The organism is Mycobacteriales bacterium, assembly GCA_035995165.1.
Lineage (GTDB): Bacteria > Actinomycetota > Actinomycetes > Mycobacteriales > CADCTP01 > CADCTP01.
The window spans coordinates 42,119-58,310 of the sequence record DASYKU010000152.1 but is presented as its reverse complement, the minus strand read 5'-3'; the positions used below and the strand labels follow the sequence as shown (position 1 = coordinate 58,310).

Below are 16,192 nucleotides of genomic sequence, written 5' to 3'. Positions count from 1 at the left end.
CTCCCCGCAGTGCACACCACAAGAGTGGAGACGTTCGTGGATCTCCTGCTGATGACGGCAGCATCGCAGCCGACCGCCGAGGTGATGCCGGCGCTGGGGCTGCTCGCGCACTCGGTCCGGGTGGTGAGCCCCGAGGTGAGCGTGCTGATCGACACCCCGCCCGGCGACATCGTCCTGGTCGACGCCCGGCACACGCTGGCCGAGGCCCGCGGGCTGTGCCGGCTGCTGCAGACCACCGGCGTCCCGGTGCCGGTGCTCGCGGTGCTCACCGAGGGCGGCCTGGCCGCGGTCGCGGCCGACTGGGGCGTCGACGACGTGCTGCTGGACACCTCCGGACCGGCCGAGGTCGAGGCCCGGCTGCGGCTGTCGGTGACCCGTCGCGCGGCCGCCAGCGCGCCCGGCGAGGGCGGCGTGATCCGGGCCGGCGACCTCGCCATCGACGAGACGACGTACACCTGCCGGCTGCGCGGCCGGCCGCTCGACCTGACGTACAAGGAGTTCGAGCTGCTGAAGTTCCTGGCCCAGCACCCGGGCCGGGTCTTCTCCCGGGCCCAGCTGCTGCAGGAGGTCTGGGGCTACGACTACTACGGCGGCACCCGGACGGTCGACGTGCACGTCCGGCGGCTGCGGGCCAAGCTCGGCACCGAGCACGAGCAGCTGATCGGGACCGTACGCAACGTCGGCTACAAGTTCGTGCGGCAGCCTCCGACGCAGGCGACCGCGGACGCTCCGGCCCCGGTGGGGTAGTACCGTCCAGTTCGTGAGTGGCCCGGGTCCGGTCGTCGTCGAGGAGACGAAGCCGGACCCGTCCGCTGTCCGGGACCTGGCCGCCGCGGCCACCGCGGCCGACGGCGTCGAGCCGCTGTCCGAACCGGTCCTGATCGACCTGCACGAGAACGAGGGCCGGCACGTTCTCGCCCGCCGCGACGGCGCCCTGGTCGGCTACGCCCACCTGGACGACGAGGGTGGCGAGCTCGTGGTGCACCCGGACGCCCGCCGGCAGGGCATCGGCGGCCGGCTGCTGGACGCGCTGGAGCAGGCCGGGACCGAGCTGGTCTGGGCGCACGGGCGTCGGCCGGCCGCGCTCGCCTTCGCCGCCGCCCGGGGCTGGACCGCCGAGCGCACCCTCTGGCAGCTGCGCCGGTCGCTGGCCGAGGAGATCCCGGACCGGCCGCTGCCCGAGGGGATCACGCTGCGGCCGTTCGTCCCGGGCCAGGACGAGGACGCCTGGGTCACGGTCAACGCCCGCGCCTTCCTGCACCACCCGGAGCAGGGCGCCTGGACCGCCCAGGACGTCCGGCTGCGCGAGGCCGAGCCCTGGTTCGACCCGGCCGGCTTCCTGCTCGCCGTCCGGCCGGACGGCAGCCTGGCCGGCTTCCACTGGACCAAGGTCCACCCCGGCCCGCCCCCCATCGGGGAGGTGTACGTGCTGGGCGTCGACCCGGACGCCCGGGGCCTGCACCTGGGCCCGGCCCTGACTGTCGCGGGTCTGCGCTATCTTCGCGACCGCGGGCCGGCCGACGTCCTGCTCTACGTGGACGACGACAACCCCGGCGCGGTCCGGCTCTACCAGCGGCTCGGCTTCACCGAGTGGGACGCCGACGTGCAGTTCCGGCGCCCCGCCACCGCCGGGTAGCGCGTTCACCTTCCGGTCGCCCAGGCGTCACCCGCAGTTCGGCCTCCGCTGCCAGCCTGTTCAAGCCTCGTTCATCCGGGTTGGTCCGCTCGGCAACCTCCCGTCCCTACCGTCGTCCTCGGCGCCGGTGCCATGCCGGTCGCCACAATCCCGCCCGGCCACCCCAGCCGCGCGGATCCCCGAAACTCCCTCGGAGGGACGTACGTGAAGCTCCAGCGGCACGGCCTCGTTGTCGGCCTCGTCGCGGGCGCGCTCGCACTCAGCGCCTGTGGCTCCGACAACACCGACAGCAACAGCGCCGGCAGCGGCAGTGGGAGCGGCAGCAGCGCGTCGGGCGCCTCCGTGGACTGCGCCTCCGGCACGCTGTCCTGGGACGGCTCCAGCGCCCAGAAGACCGCCGTCACCCAGTGGATCCAGCAGTACCAGACCCAGTGCGCGCAGGCCTCGATCAACTACCAGGGTCAGGGCTCGGGCGCCGGGCGGACCGCCTTCTACGGCGGCCAGATCCCGGTCGCCGGCTCCGACGCCTCGATCGCCGACGCCGACAAGAGCAAGGCCGACACCCGCTGCAAGGGCGGCAAGGCCGTGAACCTGCCGATGGTCCTGACCCCGGTCGAGTTCATCTACAACGTCCAGGGCGTCAGCGACCTCACGGTCACCCCGGACATCCTCTCGAAGATCTTCTCCGGCAAGATCGCCACCTGGAACGACGCGGAGATCGCGAAGGCGAACCCGGGCGCGACGCTGCCGAGCACCACGATCACGACGGTGCACCGGTCCAAGGACTCCGGCACGACGCAGAACTTCCAGAACTTCCTGACCGCGCAGTCGCCGTCCCTGTGGACGTACGGCACCGGCCAGGCCTGGACCGCGCCCGGCGGCCAGGGCGCGGCGGACTCCTCCGCGCTGGTCCAGTCGGTCAAGGGCACCGACGGCGCCATCGGCTACGTCGACGGCCCGGACGCGACCAAGAACTCGCTGACCCCGGCCAAGCTGGACGTCGGCGCGGGCGCGGTCGCCCCGAGCGCGGACACGGTCGGCAAGGCCGTCTCGGCCGCCGAGGTCTCCGGTGACGCGCAGGACATCGTCCTGAAGATCAACTACGGCCTCAAGGACGCCGGCACGTACCCGGCCATCCTCGCGACGTACGAGATCACCTGCACCCAGGGCCTCACGGCCGACCAGGCCAAGTTCGTCAAGTCGTTCCTGACCTACACGGCGAGCGAGAGCGGGCAGTCCGAGCTCACCAAGCTCGGGTACTCGCAGCTGCCGGACAGCCTGGCCACCAAGGTCCGCTCCGCGGTCGACGCGCTGAGCGCGGCCTGAGAGATCCCCAGCACCCCGGTGCGCCTCGCTGCCTCTGGCGGCGGGGCGCACCGGTGCGAGGAGACCGGCACCAACATGAGCGAGCGGGCATACAGGAGCGGCCATGAGTGAACAGCCGACGCTCGGCGCGGCCGGCGCCCCGTCCGTCGGGGGACCGCCGGTCGCCTCGGACATCAGCGGCGCGTCCGTACGGCGCGGGGACAAGGTCTTCCGCGGGCTGAGCACGGCCTCCGGTGCCGCCGTCCTGGTGATCATGGCGGCGATCGCGCTGTTCCTGATCGTCCGGTCGATCCCCGCACTGCGCGACAACACCGCGAACTTCTTCACGTTCTCCCAGTGGCTGCCGGACGAGTCGCCGATCCGGTTCGGCATCGCCGCGCTGCTGTTCCACACGCTGCTGACCGGCCTCCTCGCGATGATCATCGCGGTGCCGGTGGCGCTGGGCGTGGCCCTGTTCATCACGTACTACGCGCCCCGGCGGGCGGCCTCGGGCCTCGGCTACCTGATCGACCTGCTGGCCGCCGTCCCCTCGATCGTCTACGGCCTGTGGGGCTTCGCGTTCCTGGCCCCGCACCTCGGCGGCCTCACGCTCTGGCTGGACAAGTGGCTCGGCTGGATCCCGATCTTCGACTACCAGGCCCAGAACCGGCCCAACAACCTCACCGACTTCACCGCCGGGATCATCCTGGCGATCATGATCCTGCCGATCATCTCCTCGATCTCGCGGGAGGTGTTCCGGCAGGTGCCGCGGGAGCAGGTGGAGGCGGCGCTGGCGCTGGGCGCCACCCGCTGGGAGATGATCCGCACCGCGGTGCTGCCCTTCGGCAAGGCCGGCGTCGTCTCGGCCTCGATCCTCGGCCTCGGCCGGGCGCTCGGCGAGACGCTCGCGGTCACCATCGTCCTGTCGAACGTGTACGCGATCAGCTGGCACATCACCCAGACCGGCGGCGTCACGTTCGCCTCCAACATCGCCCTGAAGTACGGCGAGGCCGGCGACACCGGCACCGGCGCGCTCATCGCCTCGGGCCTGTGCCTGTTCGTCATCACGCTCGCGGTGAACTTCTCCGCCCAGCTGCTCATCGGCCGCCAGGCCCGGAAGGGAGCCTGAGATGGCTGTCTCGACCGAGCCCCGGACCGGTACGCCGGCCCTCGGGCCGTCGCTGCGCGGCCGCCGGCTGCCCCGGTTCGCGCTGGCCGGTTTCGCGGTCGGCTCGATCCTCATCACGCTGCTGCTGTGGGCCACGACCGGCTTCGCCGGCCGGGCCGGCTTCGCGGTGTTCGCGGTCGTCCTGTTCGGCGTACTGCAGACCGGGGTGAGCTTCGCCGTCGAGGGTCGCCGGCAGGCCGTGGACCGGCTGTTCACGACGCTCGTGACCGTCGCGTTCCTGCTCGCCGCGACGCCGCTGGTGCTGATCATCTGGTACACGGTCCAGGAGGGGGCGGGCGCACTGTCCGGCACGTTCCTGACCCACTCGATGTTCCGGATCAACCCGGAGAACCCCGGCGGCGGCATCTACCACGCCATCGTCGGCACCCTGATCCAGTCGCTGCTGGCGACGGTCATCGCCGCCCCGCTGGGTGTGCTCGCCGCCGTCTACCTGGTCGAGTACGGCGGCCGCCGCCGGTTCGCCCGCGCCGTCAGCTTCTTCGTCGACGTGATGACCGGCGTGCCCTCGATCGTGGCCGGCCTGTTCATCTACGCCTTCTGGATCCTCGCCCTCGGCTTCCAGAAGTCCGGCTTCGCCGGCTCGCTGGCGCTGCTCATCCTCATGCTCCCGGTGATCATCCGGTCCAGCGAGGAGATGCTGAAGCTCGTCCCTAACGAGCTCCGCGAGGCCGCGTACGCGCTGGGCGTGCCGAAGTGGCGCACGATCCTGCGGGTGGTGCTTCCCACCGCGCTCGGCGGCATCGTCACCGGCATCATGCTGGGTGTGGCCCGCATCATGGGCGAGACCGCCCCGCTGCTGCTGCTGGTCGGGATCAACCAGCGGATCGAGTTCAACCCGTTCGCCGGCACCGTCGAGCAGGTGCCGCAGGAGTCCCTGCCCACGTTCATCTTCGAGCAGTTCCAGCTGGCGGTCGGCAACACCGACTCCGAGCCGTTCAAGCGGGCCTGGGGCGCCGCCCTCGTCCTCATCATCATCATCGGCCTGCTGAGCGCGGTCGCCCGAGTCGTCGCCCGGTTCGCCCGGGTGCGCGGATAGGAGAACCCGGTGGCGAAGAGCATCGACGTCTCCGGCGTCGACATCTACTACGGCAGCTTCAAGGCCGTCGAGGACGTGTCGATGTCGATCGAGCCGCGCAGCGTGACGGCCTTCATCGGGCCCTCCGGCTGCGGCAAGTCGACCGTGCTGCGCACCCTCAACCGGATGCACGAGGTCATCCCCGGCGCCCGGGTCGAGGGCAAGGTGCTGCTCGACGGCGAGGACATCTACGGCTCCCAGGTCGACCCGGTGAACGTCCGGCGCACGATCGGGATGGTCTTCCAGAAGCCCAACCCGTTCCCGACGATGTCGATCTACGACAACGTCATCGCCGGGCTCAAGCTCGCCGGCCGGGTCAGCAGGTCCCGGACCGACGAGGTCGTGGAGCGCTCGCTGAAGGGCGCGAACCTCTGGGGCGAGGTCAAGGACCGGCTGACCAAGCCGGGCGCCAGCCTGTCCGGCGGCCAGCAGCAGCGGCTGTGCATCGCCCGGGCGATCGCGGTCGAGCCGCAGGTGCTGCTCATGGACGAGCCCTGCTCGGCCCTGGACCCCATCTCCACGCTGGCGATCGAGGACCTGATCAGCGACCTCAAGGACCGCTACACGATCGTCATCGTGACCCACAACATGCAGCAGGCGGCGCGGGTCTCCGACCGCACCGGCTTCTTCAACCTCAACGGGGTCGGTCAGCCGGGCCGCCTCATCGAGATGGACGACACCCAGAAGATCTTCTCCAACCCCTCCAACAAGCGCACCGAGGACTACATCACCGGTCGCTTCGGCTGACCGCTCGGCCGACCCCGATGATCAGCGCCACCCCGGCGACGATGACCGCGGTGGCCAGGACCGTCCGGACCGAGATGCCCTCGCCGAGCAGCGCCCAGCCGAGCAGGACCGCCACCACCGGGTTCACGAACGCGTACGTGGCGACGAGGCGGCCGGGCGCGTGCCGCAGCAGCCACTCGTAGCAGGGGTACGCGAGCAGGCTGCCGAACAGCACCAGGTACGCCAGGGCCAGCGCCGACTCCCCGGTCAGCGCGCCGGCCGGCACCCGGCCGGCCTCGCCGCCGACGGCCCCGAGGCCGAGCAGCACCCCGCCGGCGCAGACCAGCTCCAGCCCGCTGCCGAGCAGCGGCTGCGGCGGGGCGTCGGCGTGCCCGGCCAGCACCGAGCCGAGCCCCCAGCAGGCCGCCCCGCCGAGCGCGACGGCGGCCGAGAGCAGGCCTCCCCCCGCCGGATCCACCAGCACCCCGACGCCGACCAGCCCCAGCATCAGCCCGGCCGCGGTCGGCAGGCCGATCCGCTCGTGGTCCACCAGCCGGGCGAAGACCATCGTCCAGACCGGGATCGTCGCCAGCAGCAGCGCCGCGGTCCCGGCCGGCAGCCGCTGCTCGGCCCAGGTCGCGCCGCCCGTCCCCGCGGCCGGCATGAGCAGGCCGAGGAGCAGGGCCCACCGCCACTGCCGGCCCGTCGGCCGGCGGTACGCGGCGGGCCGGCCGTACCGGCACCAGGCCCAGACGAGCAGGCCGGCGAGCAGGAAGCGGACGCCGGACAGCAGCAGCGGAGGGAGCTCCCGGACGCCGACCCGCATGGCCACGTACGTGGAGCCCCAGACGACGTACACGACGGCCAGCGCCGCCACGGTCCTCGAGCGCACCCGTTCGACCCTGCCCGCTCCGGACGATCAGGGCGTGTGGCCGGACCGCCAGGTGTGCCACAGTATCTGCCACACTCGATCCCATGCCGCTCCGGGACGTCGCCGTCGCGCTGGTGGCGCCGGTGCCGCTGTTCGAGCTCGGCGTGGTGTGCGAGGTGTTCGGGCTCGACCGGACCGACCTGGGCCTGCCCGGGTACGACCTGGCGGTCTGCGGGCCGTCCACCGCGCCGATGCCGACGACGTCCGGAGTGCCGGTGACGCCGTCCCACCCGTACGGGCGGCTGGCGTCGGCCGAGCTGATCGTCGTGCCCGGGGCGGCGCCGCCGGCCGGCCGCCCGCCCTCGGCCGAGCTGGTCCGGGAGCTCACCGCCGCGACCGGGCGGGGCGCGACCGTCGCCAGCGTCTGCACCGGCGCGTTCGTGCTGGCCGCGGCCGGCCTGCTCGACGGCCGGCGGGCGACCACGCACTGGCGGCACGTGCCGCTGCTGGCCCGGCTGCACCCGGCCGTCACCCTGGAGCCGGACTCGCTCTACGTCGAGGACGGCCCGGTCGCGACCAGCGCCGGCTCGACGGCGGCCCTCGACCTCTGCCTCCACCTCGTCCGGCGGGCGCACGGGGCCGAGGTCGCCAACCGGATCGCCCGGGACCTCGTCGCCCCGCCGCACCGCCCCGGCGGCCAGGCCCAGTACGTCGAGACGACCGTACCGGCGCCGGACGCGGACGACCTGGCCGGCGTGCTGGTCTGGGCGCTGGAGCACCTGGACGAGCCGCTGCGGGTCGACGACCTGGCCGCCCGGGCGCTGATGTCGCCGCGGACGTTCGCCCGGCGGTTCCGGGAGCACACCGGGACGACGCCGGCCGGCTGGCTGGCGACCCAGCGGCTGCTGCTGGCCGAGCGGCTGCTGGAACGGGGCGAGGACACCGTCAGCGCGGTCGCCGGGCAGGCCGGGTTCGGCAGCGCGGAGACGCTGCGGCGGCATCTGGGCCGGGCGCGCGGGGTGACGCCGGACGCGTACCGGCGGACGTTCCGGCTCGACCGGGAGTAGCTAGCCGCAGCGGGCGTCGGCCGCGGTGACGGCCGGGGTGGCGGAGGCGGCGGGCTTGGGCTTCGGGGCCACGGCCGCCTTCGCCGTCGCCGGATCGCCGATCTTCACGGTCTTCACGCCGGTGTAGTTGTTGCCGATGACCAGGTCGAGATCAGTCGATGCGTCCGCCTGCAGCACCGAGCCCGGCACCGCCGCGGCCAGCGTCTGCGCCTCGTCCTTGTTGTCCGCCCCGTACCGGACCGTCGTGACCGCGGTTGCCGGCCCGTTGGTCGGCTCGATCGTGGTGAAGCCGACGCTCTGCAGGTCGCCCGCGACCTTGCGGGCGAGGCCGCCGACGCCGACCCCGTTGAGGACCCGGACGCTGACCTCCTGCGGCGCGACCGTGAGCACGTTCGGCTTCGGCGACGCGGTCGGCTTGCCCGGGGTCGCCGGCGGGGTCGGCTTGTCGTTGATGATCGAGTCGTACAGGGTCCGGCCGGCGGTGTCGTCGAGCAGCACCCGGCTGCCGCCCTGCCCCGACGGCGGCTGCGGGAAGCCCGGCGGGGTGTACGCGGGGTTCGCGATCGGCGCGGTCAGGAAGCTGACCTTCCGCGGGTCCAGCCCGTGCAGCTGGTCGGCGAGCTGCTTGAGGTCGCCGAACGAGGTCTGCTTGTCCAGGGTCAGCGACTTCGTCGCCGCGCCCAGGAACTTCGTCAGCGCGACCGGGTTCACCAGCAGCTTGGTGCTCGTCGCCGAGCGCACCATCGCGCCGAGGAAGCGCTGCTGGCGCTGGATCCGGCCGAGGTCGGAGCCGTCACCGATGCCGTACCGGGCGCGGACGAAGGCCAGCGCCTGCTCGCCGTCCAGCCGCGAGGTCCCGGCCGGCAGCCGCAGCCCGCTCTCGTCGTCGCGCAGCGGGGTCGTGCTGCAGATCGAGACGCCGTTGAGCGCGTCCACCATCGTCTTGAAGCCGGTGAAGTCGACCTGCACGTAGTGGTTGATCTTGACGCCGGTGAGCTTCTGCACCGCCAGCACCGTGCAGGACGGGCCGCCGATCGAGAACGCCTCGTTGAACTGCCCGTCGTGGGCGGCCTCGGTGCCGCCGCCGGTCTTGCGGCAGGCCGGCAGGCTCACCCAGGAGTCGCGCGGGAAGCTGACCAGCTCGGCCTTGTCCCGGTTCGGCGAGAGGTGGGCCAGGATCGTGGTGTCCGACCGCGCGCCGCTGACCTGCCCGGCCGTGTCCTCGTACGCGCCGTTCGCGCCGGCCCGGGTGTCCGAGCCGATGAGCAGGTAGTTCTCCGCGTCCAGCTGCTTGGCCGCGTCCCGGATGGCGCTGTCGGTGGGGGCCAGCGCGTCGATCCGGTGGATGTTCCCGGACAACGTCTTGTACTGGTACGCCGCGAACCCGCCGCCGGCGACGAGCAGCACCAGCAGGCACACGCCGACCCAGCCGATCGTGCGGACCCAGGGCGGGCGGCGATTGCGGGCCGGCCCGGCGGTGCGGCGGTGCCGGCCCGGGGTGTCGTCGTCATCGTCCGCGCCGGGCTCGGGCGGGAGGTCCGGATCGTGGGTGAACAGGCCGTACCGGTCCGGGGTGCGCTCCAGGAGGGCGACGCCGGTGGGCGCGCCGACCCCGAACGCGGCCGGCGCCCGGTAGCCGCCGTACGCGGCGTCGCGGTCCAGGTCGGAGGCACGGCCCGGTTCCAGGCCGGTGCCGGCGGCGAACCCGCGCCCGTAGTCCTGCGGGTCGTCCGGCCGCCGGTCCTCCGCGCGGCCGCCGCCGTCCCAGCTTCCGGCGCGCTCGTCCCAGCGGCCGGTGCGCTCGTCCGCCCGACCGGGCGGCGAGTAGCCGGGCCCGGCCGGCGGCAAGTCCCCGCCGCGACCGGCCGGCGAGTGGCCGCCTGACGCGAGATCGTCGCCGCGCCCGAGACCGCCCCGCCCGGTGCCGAAGTAACCGCTGTCGGTGCCGAAGTCACCGCGGCCGGCCTCCCGGCCCACATCCGCGCCGCGGCCGGCCTCCCGGCCCACATCGGCGCCACGGCCGGCCTCCCGGCCCACATCCGCGCCGCGGCCGGCCTCCCGGCCGAAGTCGGCGCCGAGGGCGTCGCTCTCGCGGCGCGGCCGGGGACCGCCGGCGAGGGACGACTCGGAGCCGGCCCGGTTCGGGCGGTCGGCACCGGACCCCGCGTGCGCACTGAGCCAGCCGGCGTACGCACCGGTGTCGTCGAAGCGCGGCGGTCCGGGCGGGGCCGGCCGTCGGGGCTGACCGGACAGGTCGGCGACCGGCGCCGCCGGGTGAGCGCCGTTCGGCGCAGCGCTGGGACGTACCGCCCACGACGGCGGGACCCCGTCGGGCCGGTGCCGGCCGGTGTCCTCGTTCTCCTGCCCGGTCCGCGGCGTCTCGTACCGAGGCACCGGCGGCGGCGCCCACGGCGGCACCGATTCCGCCGGCCAGGACGGGTGGTCCGGCCGATGCACGGGCGCCGACGACGGTCCGTGATCGGACGACAGCGCCGACGCCGGCCGGAGTGGGGACAGATCGTCACCGAGAGTAGTCAGATCGGAAGCCGCATGACGGCCGTCCGGACGGGTAGACCGACGGCTCCAGGGCCCGGTCTGCTCCGACCCCCACCGGGTCAGCAGATCGTCGAGGTCCTGTCCGGGCTCCCCCCGCGAGTCCCGGCCGCGTCCCGCGGTGCCGTCGTGGACGTCCGTCACGACGCGTCGGCTCCCTGGATCGGCGGGCAGAGGGGCCGGACGCTGCGAGAACGCCCGGTAGGAAGATCAGCGAGGATGGTACGGACCGTCCCCGCTTGACCGCCAATCCCCGGCGCAGATTCACCCCGTCCGGACCAGCGCCGGCTGCGTCTTTCGGTCCAGCGGGTTCGACCGGAAGAGTGGACTTGTGGCGACCGTCACGTGCCCGCGCAACCATTCCGACACGGTCTGCAACCCTTCCGGAATACCTGCCCGCTCTCACCCAATGATCACAGTCCGTCACCATCGGTAAGCATCTGAGCACGCCCGCGTAGTACGCACCCGTTCGATTGACAACGACCTGATCGGGCGTCACGCTCCGACACATCGGCACCACCCCTGGCCGATCCGCTGCACGGCCAGGACCACCGGCCACGGGGCGGGAGAGTTCGGCGAGGGGACGTCGGGTGGCACGGCACAACAGGCGCGGACTCCGGGTCGGGCGTGGCCCGCTGCTCATCGGCGTCCTCGTGCTGTCCCTCGCCGCCGCCTCGGTCGGCGCGGTCCGGGTGCTCAACGCGGACTCGTCCAACGACGTCGCCACCTGCGCCGGGCCGGCCGGCACGCTCACCGTCGGGGCCGCGCCGTCCGTTCAGCCCTGGCTGAGCGGGCTCGCCGCCTCGTACACCGCCGAGCACCACACCGTCGCCGGGCGGTGCATGTCGGTCACGGTGGGGGCGCTGACCCAGGACCAGGCCCAGCAGTCGCTGCAGCCGGTGCCGTTCCCGGGCGCGGCCGCGCCGCCCGACGTCTGGATCCCGGAGTCGACGATGTCGGTCGACCTGCTGCGGATCCGCCCGGACGGCGCCAAGGTGCTCGCCGTCCCGACGCCGTCCATCGCGACCTCGCCGCTGGTGTTCGCGGCGCCGGGCGACGCGCTGCGGCTGCTGGCCGGCCCGATTGGTGAGACTCAGCCCCAGCTCGGCGACCTGATCCGGCTGCTGCAGGACCCGCGCGGCTGGGGTCAGCCCGGCCTCGGCCACCCCGAGTGGGGGCCGATCAAGGTCACCACGATGGATCCGGGCAGCACCCCGCTGGGCACCGGGATCCTGCTCGCGCTGGTCGGCGTGCTGACCCAGACCCCGACCCCGGAGGTGAACGCGGCGGCGTTCGACCGGCCGGAGGCGCGGGAGGGGCTGCTCGGGCTGTCGCGCGCGTTCGGGACGCCGGCACCGGACGGGACCGCGCTGCTGGCGCCCGTCGCCGCATCGAGCACCGCGGCCCAGGTGATCTCCTCGGTCGGCATCCTGGCCGGGTACGAGCAGGACGTCTGGCGCTACGACCGGGACAGCCCGTCGATCGTGCTGGCCACGACGTACCCGATCGACGGGCAGCTGGCGGCCGACTTCCCGTACGTGGTGCCGAACGGCAGCTGGGTCGACGCCGCCGACAAGGCCGCCGCCGCCGACTTCCGCAGCTGGCTGCTGTCCGACGCCGTCCAGAGTCGCCTGGACGGGTACGGCCTGCGCCGCGCCGACGGGGTCGCCGGCCCCGCGATCGCCAGCGGGCTGCGGGTCGACTCGGTGCTTCCGCTGGCACCCGTCGCGCAGCAGGCCGTGGACGGGCCGATCGCGGCCCGGACGGCCTGGCGGCTGCTGACCCGGCGGATCTCGCTGCTGGGCCTGTTCGACGTGTCCGGATCGATGGCCGACCCGGTCCCGGGCAGTACCCGCTCCAAGCTCGACGTGGCCCGGGACGCGGCCCAGGCCGCGCTCGGCTTCTTCGACCCGCAGGACTCGCTGGGGCTGTGGGAGTTCTCCCGGCAGCTCGACGGGGACAAGGACTACAAGGTGCTGGTGCCGCTCGGGCCGGCCGGGCAGCGCGTCGGGCCGTATCCGAACCGGCAGGTCGCCTCCGTCGCGGCGTACAAGGCGATGGTGCCGCGGACGGCGACGGGGTTGTACGACAGCATCCTGGCCGCGTACCGCAGCGCGACCGCGGCCTACCGGGCCGACGCGGTCAACACGATCGTGGTCATCACCGACGGCCAGAACGAGGACGCCGGCAGCATCACGCTCCCCCGGCTGCTGGCTCAGCTGAAGACTCTGCACAACCCGGCGAAGCCGGTCCACATCGTGACCCTCGCGTACGGCACCGGCGCCGACCCGGCCGCCCTGGCCCAGGTCGCTCGCGTCACCGACGGCCTCCAGTTCTCCTCCCCCGACCCCAACTCCATCGGCAAGGTCTTCACCACCGCCGTAGCCGCCCTCACCGGCTGACCCTTTCTCTCGCCGACCCGGTCGGGGAGGAGCCCCGAACCCCCCTCCCGACCGGGCGCTCTCACTTGTGCGGAGCCAGCGGTCCGATGCTCGGCACCAGCCCGGGCGCCGCGATCGACGGCCGCGCCGGCGCCTCGATGCGGACGTCCGTGTCGCGGACCCGCTCCAGGCTCCATCCGACGATGAGCACGACAACCAGGCCGAGGATCACCAGCGCTCGGAACAGCTGCAGGATCGACCGCACCAGCAGCCCGACCAGCCGGAACAACACCACCACGGTCCGCCCGGCCGCCAGCGCCACCAGCGCGCCGACCATCACCAGCAGCGCCCCCGGGCTCACCGACGACATGTCGGGCAGTGCCGAGGAGAGATCCATTGAGCTTGCGAGATTCGGAGCTACAGTCATCTGGAGCCCCTCCGTTTCGACGCGAGCGGGTTCAGATAGGAGCGGACACCCCCGGACTCGCGGCCAAACGACTCCCGGGGGTGCCTGCCCGAGGACGGCCCGCCGCCGCCTCGAGGTGATCGGCCCCAGTGTCCGGCCGGTGGGCTCGCCGCGCGTTCAGCTATGTGCTCCATGGCTACCTCCCGTGACGCCGTGAAACCCTTCTTGTAGCAGCATGGACTCTTACATTTGGATTCCACAAGAACCAGATGGCGCCTTTCGGGTACAGCGATGCTTGTACTGTGGTTCGGTGGCCTCTAGCCTCCTCGCCTGACAATCACTGTCAGCGACGATCACTCGAGGGAATCCTCATGAGCCAGCCATCACCGGGTGCCGAGCCCACCCTCGGTGCTCGCCTCCGGGAGCTACGCGGCGAGTCAAGCTCGACCCAGGGCACCCTCGCCGCCGCCCTCGGCCTCGCGACCTCGTCGATCTCCGCGTACGAGAAGGACACGCTGCGACCGACCGACACGCGCCTGCGGGACATCGCGACGTACGTGGTCCTCGCCCGCGACCCCGACGGCACCCGCCGGGAAGAGCTCCCGCCCGAGGGGCAGCTCACCGAGGAGCAGCGGGCCGAGCGGGACGGGCTGCTGGACGAGCTCCGGCGGCTGCGGGTCCGCACTCAGGAGCAGGCCGACGAGACCGGCGGCCGGCGCGACCTCTGGGCCTTCGAGCCGGGCGAGTCGGTGATGCTGGTCTGCGGGAACCTGGAAGGCACCGAGCACCCCTACAGCGACCCCGGCGATCCGAACTACACCGCATTGCTGTCGTACGCGGACCTGGACGCGTTCGTCGAGTTGCACGGGCACATACGGATGCGGAACCCGCAGGCCGAGGTCCGCTTCACCCAGCCCGACAAGCTCAAGGCCGACGACCTGACGAGCCACCTCGTGATGATCGGCGGGCCGGGGCTGAACAAGACACTGCAACAGGTCTTCGCGCGGACCAGGTTGCCCATCCGCCAGGACAAACATCCCGAGTTCAAGAACGGCGAGGTCTTCTACGTCGAGAAGCAGGACGAACCGCACCTGCCTGTCTTCGACCGTTCCGATCCGCCCCAGCTGACCGAAGACATCGGCCTTCTCGCGCGGCTAACGAATCCCTTCAACGCCGCCAGCACGCTGACCTGGTGCAGCGGGGTGTACTCACGCGGCGTGTTCGGGGCGGTCCGGTTGACCACCGACGCAAAACTGCGGGACAGCAACATGGACTACCTGACCGATCGCGGGAGCCAGTTCGCCGTGCTGGTCAAGGTCCCGGTCGTGTCCGGCAGCGCGATGACACCGGACCTCCAGAATCCCGATTCCCGGCTGCGCATCTGGTCCGACGACGAGGACTCCGATGCCACCGGAACCGGCACATGACCGGCGTCAAGCCGCTGAGCCGTCCGGTGCGCCACCACAGCTCGCACACCGGGCTTCTCGCCGTGGCGCAGGGCGGGAACGCCCCGCTCAGCGGCATCGTCGTGCCGGCCGGGCGGCCGACCGAGAATCTCGAACCCGCCCTGCGGCTCAGCGCGCAGCTGCAGACGCCGATCCTGATCCTCTGCAGCCTGGAGGCCGTGCCGGGTGACGTGGCCGAGCTGGCCGCCGGCATACCCGGCACCCAGGCCACCGTGGTCGACCTGACGGACCCGTCCGACGGCGTCCTTCCCCAGCTCGCGACGTCCAAGTTCCACGACGGCACGATGAGCGCGGTCGGCGACCTGAGCCTCAAGCGGAACATCGGGCTGGTGGCCGGGAGAGCGTGCGGCTGGCGCAGCGTGCTCTTCCTCGACGACGACGTCCGGGACCTGAACGCCCGGGTGGTCCGGCGGGCCGCAGGCTCCCTGGAGCACTACGCGGCGGTCGGGATGCCGGCCACGAGCTACCCCGACAACTCGGTCGTCTGCCACGCCCGCCGGCTCGTCTTCGACGACCAGGACGTCTTCGTGAGCGGCTCGGCACTCGCCGTCGATCTCGACCGGGTCTGCTCGTTCTTCCCGCAGGTCTACAACGAGGACTGGCTCTTCCTGGCTCCCCATCTGCAGCCCGGGCACCGGGCCGTGGCCCGGTCGAGAGCGGTGCAGCAGATCGAGTACGACCCGTTCAAGGTGCAGCGGGCGCGGGCCGAGGAGTTCGGCGACGTCCTGGCCGAGGGCCTGGTGGGCAGCCTCCATTCCGGCGCCATCGCCGATGCGATGGCGGTGGGGTATTGGGACGAGTTCTTCGACCACCGACTGCGCTTCATCCGCGAGGCGGTCGACCCCTGCTACTTCTCGGGCGCCATCGAGGCGGCCGAGGCACTGGAGACCGCGGACACCGAGCTGCAACGGCTCTCGCCACGACTGGCCGCCGACTACCTGTGGGCCTGGCAGGACGATCTGGACACCTGGCAGCGGTATCTCGCGAACGTCCGCATCCGGGGCTATCTCGTGTCCGCCCTCGGCGATCTCGGCCTGACGCCGGTGCGCCCCGACACCCGCAGCGGCCGGCGCCGGACGTACGCCTGATCGCCGGCCCCGGCGGACCCGGCCGGGAGGAGCCCCGAGTCCCCTCCCGACCGGGCGCCCTCACTTGTGCGGCGCGGCCAGCCTTCCGAGCGTCGGACCGGCGGTGAGCGGAGCGGGCGCGACGACGGTGGTGTCGGGCCCGGAGCCGGCGGTCTCCATGCGGTGGTAGCCCCAGCCGACAATCAGCCCGAGGGCGACCGCCAGGATTGCGACGGCCTTGACGAGCTGCATAACTGCCCGGAACAGCACCCCGACCAGGCGCACCAACCCGAACAGGGTCCGCGTCGCGGCCAGCGCGACCAGGATCCCCACCAGCAGGAGCAGGGTTCCCGGCTCGATCCCGGACACGTCCGGCAGCGCCGAGGAGAGATCCATTGAGCTTGCGAGATTCGGAGCTACAGTCATCTGGAGCCCCTCCGTTTCGACGCG

14 protein-coding genes are annotated in these 16,192 nt (G+C 72.6%); 10 read left to right on the top strand and 4 right to left on the bottom strand.

Annotated elements, in window-relative coordinates; translation table 11 throughout:
* The first annotated feature begins 36 nt into the window (after nucleotides 1–36).
* From VGP36_24945 to pstB, 6 genes are all read left to right on the top strand, one after another.
* Complete coding sequence (locus tag VGP36_24945) at nucleotides 37–747, top strand: response regulator transcription factor (GenBank protein ID HEV7657961.1); 711 nt, start codon at nucleotides 37–39, stop codon at nucleotides 745–747.
* Between the two features lie 13 nt (nucleotides 748–760).
* Nucleotides 761–1,636, top strand: a complete 876-nt coding sequence (gene mshD, locus VGP36_24940) for a mycothiol synthase (protein HEV7657960.1) — start codon at nucleotides 761–763, stop codon at nucleotides 1,634–1,636.
* A gap of 204 nt (nucleotides 1,637–1,840) precedes the next feature.
* Complete coding sequence (gene pstS / locus VGP36_24935) at nucleotides 1,841–2,962, top strand: phosphate ABC transporter substrate-binding protein PstS (protein HEV7657959.1); 1,122 nt, start codon at nucleotides 1,841–1,843, stop codon at nucleotides 2,960–2,962.
* A 103-nt stretch (nucleotides 2,963–3,065) separates the two neighbouring features.
* A complete protein-coding gene (gene pstC, locus VGP36_24930) occupies nucleotides 3,066–4,070 on the top strand; it encodes a phosphate ABC transporter permease subunit PstC (protein ID HEV7657958.1) in 1,005 nt (334 codons plus the stop codon).
* 1 nt (nucleotide 4,071) lies between these two features.
* Nucleotides 4,072–5,166 (top strand): phosphate ABC transporter permease PstA, encoded by a 1,095-nt coding sequence (gene pstA, locus VGP36_24925; protein ID HEV7657957.1) that lies wholly within the window; start codon nucleotides 4,072–4,074, stop codon nucleotides 5,164–5,166.
* Between the two features lie 9 nt (nucleotides 5,167–5,175).
* Nucleotides 5,176–5,952, top strand: a complete 777-nt coding sequence (gene pstB / locus VGP36_24920; protein HEV7657956.1) for a phosphate ABC transporter ATP-binding protein PstB — start codon at nucleotides 5,176–5,178, stop codon at nucleotides 5,950–5,952.
* Here pstB and VGP36_24915 read toward each other — a convergent pair.
* Complete coding sequence (locus VGP36_24915; protein HEV7657955.1) at nucleotides 5,933–6,823, bottom strand: EamA family transporter; 891 nt, start codon at nucleotides 6,821–6,823, stop codon at nucleotides 5,933–5,935. The two genes, pstB and VGP36_24915, sit on opposite strands and share 20 nt — an antisense overlap.
* 83 nt (nucleotides 6,824–6,906) lie before the next feature.
* On the opposite strand from VGP36_24915, the gene VGP36_24910 reads away from it, so the two are divergent.
* Entirely contained in the window at nucleotides 6,907–7,869 is a 963-nt protein-coding gene (locus VGP36_24910) for a helix-turn-helix domain-containing protein (protein HEV7657954.1), read from the top strand.
* On the opposite strand, the gene VGP36_24905 is transcribed toward VGP36_24910, so the two are convergent.
* The gene (locus tag VGP36_24905) at nucleotides 7,870–10,326 is read right to left on the bottom strand and encodes an LCP family protein (protein HEV7657953.1); all 2,457 of its coding nucleotides are present in this window, start codon (nucleotides 10,324–10,326) and stop codon (nucleotides 7,870–7,872) included. It lies immediately after the preceding gene.
* Nucleotides 10,327–11,012: 686 nt separating this feature from the next.
* On the opposite strand from VGP36_24905, the gene VGP36_24900 reads away from it, so the two are divergent.
* Nucleotides 11,013–12,824: a substrate-binding domain-containing protein gene (locus VGP36_24900; GenBank protein ID HEV7657952.1), complete on the top strand. Its 1,812-nt coding sequence runs from the start codon at nucleotides 11,013–11,015 to the stop codon at nucleotides 12,822–12,824.
* 61 nt (nucleotides 12,825–12,885) lie between these two features.
* Here VGP36_24900 and VGP36_24895 read toward each other — a convergent pair whose 3' ends face one another.
* Complete coding sequence (locus tag VGP36_24895; GenBank protein ID HEV7657951.1) at nucleotides 12,886–13,200, bottom strand: hypothetical protein; 315 nt, start codon at nucleotides 13,198–13,200, stop codon at nucleotides 12,886–12,888.
* Nucleotides 13,201–13,580: 380 nt separating this feature from the next.
* Between VGP36_24895 and VGP36_24890 the strand changes: the two genes are divergently transcribed.
* Complete coding sequence (locus VGP36_24890) at nucleotides 13,581–14,636, top strand: helix-turn-helix transcriptional regulator (GenBank protein ID HEV7657950.1); 1,056 nt, start codon at nucleotides 13,581–13,583, stop codon at nucleotides 14,634–14,636.
* The gene (locus VGP36_24885) at nucleotides 14,633–15,763 is read left to right on the top strand and encodes a hypothetical protein (protein ID HEV7657949.1); all 1,131 of its coding nucleotides are present in this window, start codon (nucleotides 14,633–14,635) and stop codon (nucleotides 15,761–15,763) included. The genes VGP36_24890 and VGP36_24885 overlap by 4 nt, the downstream gene beginning before the upstream one ends.
* 60 nt (nucleotides 15,764–15,823) lie before the next feature.
* Here VGP36_24885 and VGP36_24880 read toward each other — a convergent pair whose 3' ends face one another.
* Nucleotides 15,824–16,138: a hypothetical protein gene (locus VGP36_24880; GenBank protein HEV7657948.1), complete on the bottom strand. Its 315-nt coding sequence runs from the start codon at nucleotides 16,136–16,138 to the stop codon at nucleotides 15,824–15,826.
* Between the last annotated feature and the right edge of the window lie 54 nt (nucleotides 16,139–16,192).